Origin of the sequence: Pontibacter sp. Tf4, from assembly GCF_014212495.1 — a bacterium.
Taxonomy (GTDB): domain Bacteria; phylum Bacteroidota; class Bacteroidia; order Cytophagales; family Hymenobacteraceae; genus Pontibacter.
In genome coordinates, this window is record NZ_JACKZC010000007.1 from 168,219 (window position 1) to 181,711 (window position 13,493).

The 13,493-nt window shown below is 48.5% G+C and carries 11 protein-coding genes; 7 read left to right on the plus strand and 4 right to left on the minus strand.

Annotated features, from left to right (window positions below):
• The first annotated feature begins 20 nt into the window (after window positions 1-20).
• The 4 genes from H7F15_RS12975 to H7F15_RS12990 all read left to right on the plus strand — a co-directional run bounded on the left by H7F15_RS12975 (window position 21) and on the right by H7F15_RS12990 (window position 4,690).
• Entirely contained in the window at window positions 21-824 is an 804-nt protein-coding gene (locus H7F15_RS12975) for an FRG domain-containing protein (protein ID WP_255481235.1), read from the plus strand.
• Between the two features lie 90 nt (window positions 825-914).
• Entirely contained in the window at window positions 915-1,961 is a 1,047-nt protein-coding gene (locus tag H7F15_RS12980; protein ID WP_255481236.1) for a hypothetical protein, read from the plus strand.
• Window positions 1,962-2,358: 397 nt separating this feature from the next.
• Entirely contained in the window at window positions 2,359-3,252 is an 894-nt protein-coding gene (locus H7F15_RS12985) for a transglutaminase domain-containing protein (protein WP_185197414.1), read from the plus strand.
• Window positions 3,253-3,523: 271 nt separating this feature from the next.
• Complete coding sequence (locus H7F15_RS12990; protein ID WP_185197415.1) at window positions 3,524-4,690, plus strand: sigma-54 dependent transcriptional regulator; 1,167 nt, start codon at window positions 3,524-3,526, stop codon at window positions 4,688-4,690.
• A 63-nt stretch (window positions 4,691-4,753) separates the two neighbouring features.
• On the opposite strand, the gene H7F15_RS12995 is transcribed toward H7F15_RS12990, so the two are convergent.
• A complete protein-coding gene (locus tag H7F15_RS12995) occupies window positions 4,754-5,674 on the minus strand; it encodes a zinc-dependent peptidase (protein ID WP_185197416.1) in 921 nt (306 codons plus the stop codon).
• A 34-nt stretch (window positions 5,675-5,708) separates the two neighbouring features.
• Window positions 5,709-6,701, minus strand: coding sequence for an acyl transferase (locus H7F15_RS13000; RefSeq protein ID WP_185197417.1), 993 nt, complete (start codon window positions 6,699-6,701; stop codon window positions 5,709-5,711).
• Window positions 6,702-6,777: 76 nt separating this feature from the next.
• Between H7F15_RS13000 and H7F15_RS13005 the strand changes: the two genes are divergently transcribed.
• Entirely contained in the window at window positions 6,778-7,362 is a 585-nt protein-coding gene (locus H7F15_RS13005; RefSeq protein WP_185197418.1) for a hypothetical protein, read from the plus strand.
• 71 nt (window positions 7,363-7,433) lie between these two features.
• Here H7F15_RS13005 and H7F15_RS13010 read toward each other — a convergent pair whose 3' ends face one another.
• Window positions 7,434-9,842 carry a thiamine pyrophosphate-dependent enzyme gene (locus H7F15_RS13010; RefSeq protein WP_185197419.1) on the minus strand — a complete coding sequence of 803 codons (2,409 nt, stop codon included), beginning with the start codon at window positions 9,840-9,842 and terminating at the stop codon, window positions 7,434-7,436.
• Window positions 9,843-10,035: 193 nt separating this feature from the next.
• Here H7F15_RS13010 and H7F15_RS13015 point away from each other — a divergent pair, with 193 nt between their 5' ends.
• Together H7F15_RS13015 and ald are read left to right on the plus strand one after the other, a co-directional pair.
• Window positions 10,036-10,800, plus strand: coding sequence for a DUF1573 domain-containing protein (locus H7F15_RS13015; protein WP_185197420.1), 765 nt, complete (start codon window positions 10,036-10,038; stop codon window positions 10,798-10,800).
• A gap of 250 nt (window positions 10,801-11,050) precedes the next feature.
• On the plus strand, window positions 11,051-12,163 hold the full coding sequence (gene ald, locus H7F15_RS13020; protein ID WP_185197421.1) for an alanine dehydrogenase: 1,113 nt from the start codon (window positions 11,051-11,053) through the stop codon (window positions 12,161-12,163).
• A gap of 864 nt (window positions 12,164-13,027) precedes the next feature.
• Here the strand turns inward: ald and H7F15_RS13025 are convergent.
• Window positions 13,028-13,477 carry a type I restriction enzyme HsdR N-terminal domain-containing protein gene (locus H7F15_RS13025; RefSeq protein ID WP_185197422.1) on the minus strand — a complete coding sequence of 150 codons (450 nt, stop codon included), beginning with the start codon at window positions 13,475-13,477 and terminating at the stop codon, window positions 13,028-13,030.
• Window positions 13,478-13,493: the final 16 nt, after the last annotated feature.

The window sequence follows — 13,493 nt, forward strand, 5'->3', positions numbered from 1 at the left end:
GAACCACAAAACCCGACCCGATGATGCATGCAGGAACTGATATAGTTGTAAAGACATGGCTCGAGCTGCAGTCTGCGCTCTTCGACCACAGTTGGGACCCGCTGCTGGGCCGTTTCCGGTCGAGTTATGTGTACCGTGGCAGCTGGAACAAATCCTATGACCTGAGCACCAGCATTACCCGCATCGGACCTCAGTACGAGAAGCTGGAACCGCACATTCTGCGCAACTTCCGCAAATATGCCCACGCTACCGCGCCGCAGGGCGATACCATCTGGAACTGGCTGGCACTGGCGCAACACCATGGCCTGCCCACCCGCCTCCTCGACTGGAGCTATTCGCCTTACGTGGCCCTGCATTTTGTAACCGACCTGCTTGATAAGTATGAGGAAGATGGAGCAGTGTGGTGTGTGGACTATGTGAAATCGAAACAATATCTGCCCCCGGCCCTGCTGGATGCGGTGAACGAAGAAGGGGCCAGCGTATTTACTCCCGAAATTCTGGCACCTGTAAGCCCTACCCTGAAAAAACTGAGCAGTTTCCAGAAAGAAGAGTTTGTGCTTTTCCTGGAGCCGCCTTCCCTGGATGCCCGCATTGTGCAGCAGTACGCCCTGTTCTCGATGATGTCGGATGTAAAATCTGAGCTGAGCAAGTGGTTGCAGCAGCACCCCGAGCTGTATTTCCGGGTAATAATACCAGCCGAGCTTAAATGGGAAGTGCGCGATAAGCTGGACCAGGCCAACATAACCGAACGGGTACTTTTTCCGGGGCTGGCCGGCCTGAGCCAGTGGCTGAAGCGGCACTACACCCATACAAAATCAAGCTGAGGAGTTAAATTAAATTTATGCCATATACTATGTGCGGGTAACTATAAAATTGCTTAACTTAAGCTATCAATTTACCCTTATCGTTTACGTATGCTTACCCGCCAGTTTCCGGCCGCTTTTCCTGCCAAAAACCGCTTTGCCCTTTTACTTTGTACAACCACTTTATTTGCCAGCAGCTGCATGCAGGAGCGCGAAGCCCAGCAAGCCGCACAAGCCACCTCGCCCGAAACTATAGTTGTGCAGGACACCGTTGCCAGGACGGAGCCCGATACCACAACTATAGTTAACCCGGACACAGCAACTATAGCCCAACCAGATACGGCCTGGATCTATCCCGGCCCAAAACCATTGCCCGGCGCGATACTTCCCGAGAAACGCATTTTAGCATTTTACGGCAACCCGCTCTCGAAACGCATGGGCATTTTAGGCGAATTGCCACCTAAACAAATGCTCCAGAAACTCGACGAGGAAGTAGCCCTCTGGCAGGCTGCCGACCCAACCACGCCGGTACAGCCTGCCTTGCATGCTATAGTTGTAACGGCCCAGGGCAAACCCGGCCGCGGCAATAAGTACAGGCTCCGGATGACGGATAAAATGATAGAGGATGTACTGGAGATGGCGGCACAGCGCGATGCGATCGTTTTCCTGGATGTGCAGGTAGGCCAGAGCACTTTGCAGGAAGAGCTACCACACCTGGTAAAATATCTGCAGCTGCCAAATGTGCATTTAGGGATAGATGCGGAGTTTGCCATGAAGAACGGCGGCGTACCCGGCAGAAGGATCGGATCGTTTGATGCCGAAGACATTAACTATGCCACCGGCCTGCTTGCCAGCCTGGTAACCGAGCATAACTTACCACCCAAACTCCTGATCGTGCATCGCTTCACACAAGGCATGATCACCAATTCTCAGAACATCAAGCTGGACCCGCGCTACCAGGTAGTAATGCACATGGATGGCTGGGGCGGTCCCGCTCTTAAAAAAGACACCTACCGCCGCTACATCAAAAACGAACCGGTACAGTTTACAGGCTTTAAGCTCTTTTACAAAAACGACACCCGCGGCGGGCACCGCCTAATGACACCCGAAGGAGTGCTCGCCCTGACTCCAAAACCCATGTACATTCAGTATCAATAATTTTGATTGAGTGAGTTTTGAGTGAGTGAATTGGTTTCATGGTTCATTTTTCGAGGTTAGATTTTATACATTCCATCGATACAAGAAACACCAGTCACGATCTATAGTTGTTCAAGACAATGTAATTCGTAATTCGTAATTCGTAATTCGTAATTCGTAATTCGTAATTCGTAATTCTGCCTATAGTATAAATTTTATCCCTTTACTAAAATTATCTTTTTATAGTATAAATTTTTCCTTAACTTAAAAACAAGTCAGGTGTTCAGGGCTTTTTCAAAAAAGTTTGCACCTGCCGGGAGTAATAAGGCCCGGATTTTGCGTTAGGATAATACAAATGGAGAGGTGTGCAGGTATAACCTATAGTTGCAGCACCAACTTTTAGCGAGAGGGGAAATTTATGGCGCAGTTCTTACAACCTAAATTGGCAAAAGGTTTTGCCTTACGGTTCATCCAGATCATCATCGTGTTTCCGATGGCGGTGCTACTCAGCTTTTACATACCGCCCTACAAGTCTATGGACTATGAGCTGCACTTTTTGTTGTGGCTGATGGTTTCGGCGGCTGTTTCGGTTATCGTTACACGTATCAGCCCGAAACTTACGGTGCTGTCGTTCTTTACCATTATGGGTGTGTTCTTTTACAACAGCACGTTCCCAAACTATACGTTCGGCGATATTTACTCCGACTATAATGCCGCTTTGGTAAACATGACCAGCAACCCGCACAAGGTATCGTACTTTAAGCCGGTAAAAGGCACTTATTTTCAAGAGGAGCGCGTGAAGAACGCCATGCAGCCTACGCACCCGAAACTGCGCAACTTCGCCGTAGAGAACTCTACCCGCTACTTCCACGACGAGTACTACCGCAAGTACGGTAAGCTGGTGCGCTATTTTTCTCTGTTCAAGCACATCCGCCTGAACTGGAAATACGTGAACGACCCGGTAAACATGGACTACTACTCCCCTCCTGTGGAAAGTATGGAGCTGCTGGCCGGCGACTGCGACGATTACGCGATCCTGATGGCCTCATCGGTAATGGCAATTGGTGGCGAGGCCCGCGTAGTGATCTCGGAAAGCCACATGTATACCGAAGTGAAAGTGGGCGAATCCAAAGACATAGATGAAGTGAGCCATGTGGTGCGCACCCTGTTTCCGGATGAAGTGAACAGCGGCAAGATCCATTTCCATGAGACAAACGACGAGCTCTGGATCAATTTTGATTATACGGCACGCCACCCGGGCGGCTATTACCTGGAGCCGGAACTATACAGCGTGATCACATTTAAAAAATAAGCAGAGGTTGCTCTGAACCTATAGTTGGAAGCGAAAGGGTAATTTATCAGGTTCTGCCAAGACTCCTTTTGAGTGGCCTAACAGCGCTACGGCACGAAAAAGAGATGAAGTCAGGTTCCGAAGAAATTTTATTGGCAGCCCAGCAAATAAATTTAACGCAACCTCTACGCATAGCTAAATCAGTTTTAAACACGTACAAGTGCAGCAGCCACCCTTGCCGGTGGCTGTTTTATTAGTTAATTTAGCCTGATAACCTAAACTGATTCTACCTATGCCCAAAATTCTGATCATAGATGATGAGCGGGCCATCCGTAGTACCCTGAAGGAAATTCTGGAGTTTGAGAATTACACCGTTGACGAAGCCGAAGACGGCGAAAAGGGACTGCAGCACCTGAGCAAAAGCAAGTACGATGTAGTACTCTGCGACATAAAAATGCCTGGTATGGACGGCCTGGAAGTGCTGGAAAAAGCCATGGAGCTGACGCCGGACACCCCGTTCATCATGATATCGGCACACGGAACGATTGATACGGCCGTGGAAGCCACCAAAAAAGGTGCCTACGATTTTCTGCAGAAACCACCGGACCTGAACCGCCTGCTGGTAACCGTGCGAAATGCCCTGGATAAAGCCACTCTGGTCACCGAAACCAAGATCCTGAAGAAAAAGATCTCTAAAACCTACGAAATGGTGGGTGCTTCGGAAGCCTTAGGTCGTGTAAAACAGGCCATAGAAAAAGTTGCCCCAACCGATGCCCGCGTGCTGATAACCGGCCCCAACGGATCTGGAAAAGAACTGGTGGCCCGCTCCATACACGAGCACAGCAACCGCGCCAATGGCCCTCTGATAGAAGTGAACTGTGCAGCCATACCAAGCGAGCTGATCGAAAGCGAACTGTTTGGTCACGAGAAAGGCTCGTTTACGTCGGCTGTTAAACAGCGCATTGGTAAGTTTGAGCAGGCAAATGGCGGCACCTTGTTCTTAGATGAGGTGGGCGATATGAGCCTTTCGGCGCAGGCCAAAGTGCTGCGTGCTTTGCAGGAACATAAAATTACCCGCGTTGGCGGCGACAAGGATATACAGGTGGACGTACGCGTGATTGCTGCTACAAACAAAAACCTGCTGGAAGAGATTGAAGCCAGGAACTTCCGGGAAGATTTGTACCACCGCCTGGGTGTGATCCTGATACACGTGCCACCGCTGAACGAGCGCCGCGAGGACATTCCGGACCTGATAACCAAGTTCCTGAACGACATTGCCAACGACTATGGTAATAAGCCAAAAGGTATAACTCCTGATGCGCTGCAATACCTGCAAGGCTTAGACTGGCGTGGAAATGTGCGGGAGCTTCGTAACGTAGTAGAACGCCTGGTAATTATGAGCGGCCCGGAAATTACTGCCGAAGATGCTAAAGCCTACGCACGACCGGTTGTAGCTTAAACTATAGCTCGTAAACTATAAAACCGCAGTCCGAAAGTATAAATGCTTACGGACTGCGGTTTTTTATGCTGCCGACCTTTTGAGCAGACAGCAGTTCTTATATTTTTCCCCACTCCCACACGGGCAAGGCTCGTTGCGGCCTAAGCGTTTGCCATACGGGTTTAACAGCTCCCTGAAATTGACACGAAACCTGCGTTTGGGATTCTGATGGAATACTCTGGTCAGCAGCGCATATAGTTTCGGATGATTTTCGGCCAGTTTATCCGGTTTTTCAAAAAAGTACTCTGTTACCACAGCAAAAAACTCGGCTTCATTTGTGGCTCCATAATCATCTATATCCGACTCACCTCGCTTAATGCTCTGAATCTTGCGGTACATCAGTTCGCGCCACGGCGCTACCCATTCGTCAGGTAAATACGCTTCCGGCACGCCATCAATTTCACCGTCAGCCTGGTCAATCATGTGGGCAAACTCGTGAATGCCTACATTTTTGCGGTCGGCCATATCGTTAAAGCCCCGTTCCAGCGCCGGTTTCGATAAGGTGACGTAGTGGTCGTTCTGGAAAGGATTTACGCGCCCCAGCACTTCCGTTACCGCTTTGCTTTTCTCATCCTTATACTTCTTTATACTTCCTGGGAATACCAGCACTTCGCCCAGGTTATGATACTCCCAATCGCGGAAACCGAAAATCGGAATAATGGCGCTGCTCGCAACCAGAACCTTTGTCAGGTCATCAATTACTACATCTATACCTGTAATGCGCTTTTCAGAAATAAACAGTTGGATAAGTTTTTCGAAGCGGTGTTTTTCTTCTTCCGTCTTTAAAGTATGGTAAAAGCCAACACGGTCGGTTAAGATCCTGCGCCACTCAGCCGGAAATTCAGAGGCAAGCACCGCTTTTCTGCGGCGTGATTTGCGGGTAGCCCATCTATAAAATATAAATACCACAACGGCTACAAACACTATAAATACAACGTATCCCATGCAAGTCGATAACGCAGTTGTGGAAAGAAGGATGTTACACCACCAGCAGATTACAGCCGCGGATATCCGAGTTATCAAAACGGCCCAGCACTTCAAAAGTACCGTCGGTGTGCATTCTGCCTATATCCTTTGTCTCAATAAACGCGCAGGAATCCACGTTGGCCAGGTCGATGACGTTGATGCCGCCGGAGCGATGATGATTGCCGATATCAAACGGATCGTTGAGGTCGCGTAACAGGATGCGCATGGTCTGGCCCGGCCTAAAAATACCATCGCCTTTGGAGTAACCCTGTGATAGCAGTTCGGTCATGCCGTATTCTGAATGGATCTTATCAACGCCGAAACCCTGCTTCAGGAAGCTGTGCAGTTCTTCGCGCACCATTTCGCGGTGCCGTCCTTTCATACCACCGGTTTCCATGATGGTTACGCCTTCAAAACTATAGTTTCCCTGTAATTCCTCAGCCCAGTCCAGCAGGGCATAACTAACGCCTATAAGCAGCACCTTTTTACCACGCGCCCGTGCCAGATCTATAGTTTGCTGTAGTTCTTTGCGGTTATGTAAATAAAACCCTGCCTCGCGCTGGCCGGTCTGTTTTATAAAATAATCTGCCATGGCCACCAGACTGGAGCCGCCCTGCTCTAAATAAGATGGCAAAAGGGCAAGCACCACATACTGCTCCAGCGGCCCGTAAAAGTGCTCAAAAATGTACTTTGTAACCTGGTTGTACCACTGTAGGTCGGCCACATAATGCTTGCTGCGGGTTTGCTGCGTGGTGCCGCTACTATAGAATGTTACTTCCGGCTCAAACACTCCGGTTGCAACCTTTTGCTGCTTAAAGAACTCTATAGGTAAGAAGGGGATCTGTTCTAAGGTATTTATTTGATCTGGCTGAATGTGCAGGTTTTGCAGGTACGCTTTGTAAACAGGGTTATGTGCGGCCTGGTACCGGAAAAGCGAAAGCGCCATTTCGGTAAAATCAGCGGGCTGCCGGAGTAACTTTTGTTTGAACTGCGCCTTAAAATCCATCAAATAAACTTATAACAAATCCTATATCTAATCGTTTGATTTAGTAAATTTAGCTTCATTTTTCCGAATTCCCTGTATGAACTATATGCTAAAATACGGCCTTGGCTGCCTGTTGCTGGTGCTTGCCCTTGCATCGTGCCGCAAAGAGCCCAACTATCCCGACGAGCCTCACATCACGTTCAAACGCGTTGAACAGTTTGATCATGATGACCGCGGCCTGCAGATCGACAGCCTTTTCCTGGTTATTGGGTTTCAGGATGGAGATGGTAACCTCGGCCTGCGAACAATTGATACTGAAAACCCTGACCCGGACAGCCAGCCTCCTTTTAATCAGGGATCGCCTTACGAAAAGAACTTTATCGTGAAGCTCCTGAAGCAGGTACCAGACCCGAATAACCCCGATGAATATATATTTGAAGAGTTTCAGTTCCCTGTGGCGGGTTTTGACCTGAGCGGCCGTTTCCCGAGGATCAGCTCAGATGACAGGGAAGAACCTCTGGAAGGGGAAATACGGTATGGTCTGGAACTTACAAACGAAAACGAAGACTTTTTTGCGCCGGGAGATGTCATCAAGTTTGAAGTATTTATTTACGACCGCGAAACGCCTGTTCCGAACAAGAGCAATGTAGTAGTATCAGAACCGATCACACTGTTTGAGTAACAGTTTAAGGTAAATAAAAAAGCCCTGCAGCTATAGTTTAGTGCAGGGCTTTTTGCTTGGCTATAGTTTACTTAGTAGATCGTCGGGAAAGATTCCGGATCTGCTTCGTGCATAATGTCGTACACGGCTTCGAATACGTCTTCTGTGTTTGGTTTAGAGAAGTAGTCGCCATCAGAGCCATACGGTGGGCGGTGCGGCTGTGCGGCCAGGCACTGTGGCTTCGAATCCAGCCATCTCCAGGCGCCCTGCTCATCCACTACCTGCTGCATCATAAAGGCAGTTGCTCCGCCCGGTACATCCTCGTCGGTAAACAATACACGGTTTGTCTTTTTAATAGAGTCCGCAATTATATGCTCGATATCAAATGGTAACAGCGTCTGCACGTCTATCACTTCCGCTGATATACCGAACTCTTCCAGTTGGCGGGCAGCTTCCATGACAATGCGGCACATAGAGCCATAGGTAACTATAGTTACATCCGAACCTTCTTTCAATATCTCCGGCTTACCCAGTGGCACCGTAAATTCTGCAATATTATTCGGGATACGCTCTTTTAAGCGGTAACCGTTCAGGCACTCGATGATCAGTGCAGGCTCATCCGATTTCAGCATGGTGTTATAGAAACCTGCCGCCTGCGTCATGTCGCGCGGCACCAGCACGTGCATACCACGGATGCTGTTCAGGATCATACCGATCGGTGAACCGGAGTGCCAGATACCTTCCAGGCGGTGACCACGGGTACGAACTATAAGCGGCGCTTTCTGGCCGCCTTTGGTACGGTATTGCAAACAAGCCACATCATCGCTCAGGATCTGGATCGCATACAACAGGTAATCCAGGTACTGAATTTCTGTGATCGGACGAAGTCCACGCAGCGCAGCACCAATTCCCTGGCCAACTATAGTACACTCCCGGATACCGGTATCAGTCACGCGTAATTCACCATACTTTTCCTGTAGGCCGGCAAAAGCCTGGTTTACGTCGCCAATTCTTCCAACGTCTTCACCAATGGCAAACACGCGCGGGTCGCGGGCAAGTATGGCATCAAAGGCAGCCTGTAAAACTTCGCGGCCATCAACTACTGGTGAGTTCTCATCAAATTCAGGCTTCACTTCCTCTACCAGCAGCGCCGATTCTTCCGACTGGCTGTATAAATAAGAGTTAAAGCGATCTGCATTCTCGCCTATCGTTTGCTCCAGCCAGCCTACTAATTCGCGTTTAGCTGCGTTGCGCTCGTCGCGCACATAGCGCAGGGCTTTGCGCACTGCTCTAACAGCATCGCTGCGGATTGGCACCGTTACTTTGCGAAGTTCTTCGGTTATAGTTGCAATTTCGGTAATATGCTCGCTTGCAGCAGCCAGGTTATCCAGTAAACGAAGTGCTTCAGCATGGTCATCTTTAATTCCTGCCTCAAACGCGTTCCAGGCGTTGGTACGGGCTACTTTTACAGCATCTTTTGCCTCGTTCTCGATCTGGTCCAGTTGCTCGGTAGTGGCAATTCCATTTGACAGGATCCACTCGCGCATCTTTTTCAAGCAATCAAAGTCTGCTTCCCACTCCAGGCGCTCTTTAGACTTGTAGCGCTCGTGCGAGCCTGATGTAGAGTGGCCTTGAGGCTGTGTAACTTCTTCTACGTGCACCAGTACCGGCACATGCTGCTCGCGGCAAACACGTACGGCAGCTTCGTAGGTTTCGCAAAGGGCGGCATAATCCCAGCCTTTAACTTTAAATATCTCGTAGCCCTGCTCCCCTTCTGCATTGCGCTGGAAACCGGCTAAAATTTCAGAAATACTGCCTTTGGTTGTCTGGTACTCAGCCGGCACCGAAATACCGTAGCCATCATCCCAAACCGATACCAGCATAGGCACCTGCAGCACACCACCGGCGTTTATGGCTTCAAAGAACATCCCTTCTGAAGTAGAGGCATTACCTATAGTTCCGAAAGCGACTTCGTTACCGTTTACCGAGAACTGGGTCAAGTGCTGTAGTTCCGGGTTCTGGCGGTATAGTTTAGAGGCATAGGCCAGACCAACCAGGCGCGGCATCTGCGAGGCGGTAGGTGAAATATCAGAGCTGGAGTTTTTCTGCTCCATGATGTTCTTCCAGTTCCCTTCCTCATCCAGCAAACGCGTACCGAAGTGGCCGTTCATGGCACGGCCGGCCGTGGATGGCTCGGCTTCTACATCGGTGTGGGCGTATAGTTGGGCAAAATACTGCTGCAGTGTCAGCTCGCCAATGGCAAACATAAAGGTCTGGTCGCGGTAGTAACCCGAGCGGAAATCGCCGTTCTGGAAAAACTTAGCCATGGCCAGCTGCGCCACTTCTTTCCCATCTCCGAAAATACCGAACTTGGCTTTGCCCATAAACACTTCCTTGCGGCCTGCAAGACTTGCCTGGCGGCTCTCCCATCCTGTCCGGTAATCCTGTAGTATTTCTTCAGCTGTTAATTTTTGAGTTATAGATACTTCAGCAGTTTGCATGATATAGGGTTTATACTTGTGGTATAATTTACTTCAAAAGTACAGAAGATTAGCCTAAACTTCAAACGGAGGCTATTCTTCACTAAATTTGGCACGGTAGTAGCGCCTGTTTACTAAAAGATTCTTTATCTTTGTTTTGCTCCTGAAATAATGAGCCACTTTTTTACGTTTATTTGCTTCTCTGTTTGTTAAAATGAGAAAAAACTTTTACTTTATTGCGTTATTCTGCCTGTTGCTGGTTAGTTTTGGTGCAAGCGCCCAGGGCGAGCTCAGCTTCGAAAAAGGAACGCATGACTTTGGGACAATTGCAGAAGGCACGCAGGCAACTTATGAGTTTAAGGTAAAGAACGTGGGAGACCAACCGGTGGTTATTGCCAATGTGCAGCCATCGTGCGGGTGCACCACCCCCGACTGGACCAAAACGCCGATATTGCCCGGCAAAACAGGTGTTATAAAAGCCGTTTATAACAGTACTGGCCGTCCGGGTCCGTTCTATAAATCGATTGCGGTCACAACAAATGGTAAAACAACCGACCATACACTTTATATTAAAGGAGATGTTGGCGCAAAAGATCTGAAAAACAGTTATACTCAGGAACAAAAAATAATGTCGCCGCGTTTGGCTGTTGGGAACACCGGATACAACTTTGGCAAACTTGAAAAAGGACAAAAAGCAGTAGCGCGGTTCATCATCAAAAACACAGGTCGGCAGGACCTGGTGGTGCAGGGAGTACAGAGCAAATGCAAGTGTGTGAGCTATAAAGTATCCAAGCCGGCACTTAAAGCAGGAGAGCAGGCAGTTTTGGAACTTACCTACATCCCGCTTGTGTTAAAGGAGCAAATCGAGCAGGTAACTGTTCTTTCAAACGATATTGTAATGCCAAACCTCAGACTGACGCTTAAAGCAGATGTTGTAGAAGGCACGGCAACTAAAAATACGATAAGGGAAGGCAAATAGCCGGCACCTTACAGATAGTTTTTTTCATAGTTTTATTTTGTACTAACGGCAGTGATTTTATCGCTGCCTTTTTTCATTTTATACCTTCCGGTTTCGCTTTTCCGCTATAGTTTCCGGTGCAATTCCTGAGCAGTTCTTGGCCCAAACTTTCTGTTGTAAATGTTATTTTTATTACCTGAGTTAATGGTATATTTGCGCAGCTTAAACACAAGAATATCTTAAGCTTATCAAAAACTTAACATAGAACGACATGATTATTGGTGTTCCAAAGGAGATCAAAAATAATGAGAACCGCGTAGGTGCAACGCCTGCAGGTGTAAACGAGCTGGTACGCAACGGCCACACCGTATACGTACAGGCAACTGCCGGCGAAGGCAGCGGTTTTGCTGACGAAGAGTACGCAAACGCTGGTGCTACTATCCTGCCAACTATAGAGGAGGTGTACAGCATTGCAGAAATGATCATCAAAGTAAAGGAGCCGATCGAGTCTGAATATAACCTGATCAAGGAAAATCAGCTGCTTTTCACGTACTTCCACTTTGCATCGCACGAGCCGTTAACCAAGGCTATGATCGAGCGCAAGGCGGTTTGCCTGGCCTACGAAACAGTGGAACGCGCTGACAGAAGCCTTCCTTTGCTGGTACCAATGTCTGAAGTTGCCGGCCGTATGTCTATTCAGGAAGGCGCCAAATACCTGGAAAAACCCCTAAAAGGCCGTGGTATATTATTAGGTGGCGTACCAGGTGTGCGTCCTGCTCAGGTACTGATACTGGGTGGTGGTGTGGTTGGTACCAACGCTGCTAAAATGGCTGCCGGTATGGGTGCTGATGTTACCATCCTGGACACCAACCTGGCCCGCTTGCGTTACCTGGATGATGTACTTCCTGCCAACGTAAAAACACAGATGTCTAACAGCTATGTGATCAGTGAACTGGTGAAAACGCACGACCTGATCATTGGCGCTGTGTTGATACCAGGAGCCAAAGCCCCACACCTGATTACCCGCGACATGCTGAAGTTGATGAAGCCAGGCACTGTATTAGTTGACGTGGCCGTAGACCAGGGTGGTTGCATTGAGACCTGCAAGCCTACAACACACGAGAACCCTACGTTCATTATCGATGATGTGGTGCATTACTGCGTGGCCAACATGCCAGGTGCGGTTCCGTTCACATCTACACAGGCGCTTACAAACGCTACACTGCCTTATGCTGTGCAGGTTGCCAACAAAGGCTGGAAGAAAGCCTGCGCGGACAGCGAAGAGCTGAAAAAAGGCCTGAACGTAGTGAATGGTAAAGTAGTATACAAAGGTGTAGCCGATGCTTTTGGCTTAGAATATACTGATGTAGCTTCTGTGCTATAACTATAGCTGAACTATAGAAAACGCCTTCCGGACTCGATTCGGAAGGCGTTTTTTCTTTCTATGGTAGGGATACCTCACCCCTGCCCTTACGTTTCATCGAAGTCGCCTACCTCCAAAACAGGTGAGGGAGTTTTGTCTGAATCAAGATTTACGGGATTTGATGGATTTTCAGGATTCGGGCTTTTTGCTATAGTTTGAGCTATAGTTTCATAGTTACGTTTTGTCATCCCCCTTCGCCCCCTTCAAAGGGGGACTTTTCTGCCCTTGTTATAGTTGACACTGCTATAGTTTTATAGTTTCGGTTAGTCCAACCACCCCTGCCCCTCCTTATCCAAGGAGGAGAACTCTGTCTCTGCCGTTTCACAAACTATAGTTCTATAGTTACAGACCTTGAGCAGGCAGGCGCAGCCTGACACAAGGAACTATAGCCACGAGTAAAAGCCGGACTGCCTTGACCAAGTGACATGAAGGAAACTATAGCCAAAGCATCTACTATCGAGCTTGATATCAGTCTTTGGGTTGAGCGCCTTTGACTTGTTGCGGTGCCGTCAGGCAATCCGAGCGCAGCGAGGATAGCAAGAAGGCAGCAGCGCGATGCCCGAAGACGGGGCCTCCCGGCCCGGGAGGGAGCCAAAGAAACTATAGAACGATAGGCTCATAGAGCTCCCAGGATGAAGAGTGGCTATGAAACAGACTGCTTGTTTCCAGCAGTGGGCAAAGCAAACTATAGACCTATAGCCTTTGAGCATCAAATGAAAGACACATAAGATCCCTCACAGCTACGCTGGCTCTTTTCAACTCGCTCTCGACATGACTAATAGAGAAACTATAGACGTCTTTGCTCAGGATGACATAAAAACAAAACTATAGCTTATTAAAACCAGGAATCTCCTGTAAAGGCTGAAATTGTCGCGACTCGAAATCAACCTGCCAGCAGTAATGATCCAACCCATTGGTAATAACCACAAACTTTGCTTTTATCGTCTGGTTATACACCGACACCTGCTTTACCACATCCTGCGTAATAGGCACATAGGTTGCCTTGCATTCGATCAGCATTAAAGGACTGCCCGTAGTATCATATACACACAGATCTGTGCGTTTCTGCAGCTTGTTATAGTTGGTACCCCGCTCTATACTGATCAGGCTTTTGGGATAACCTAACTGGTTTATGAGGTAATGCAGGAAATGCTGGCGGACCCATTCTTCGGGGGTTAAAACTATATTCTTGCGGCGCAGTATATCAAAAATGAGATAATTTGCCCCGGATTTTGTAATTTTGTGTCCGAATGGTGGAAGATTAAGAGCATCCATGCTGCAATTTAACCAT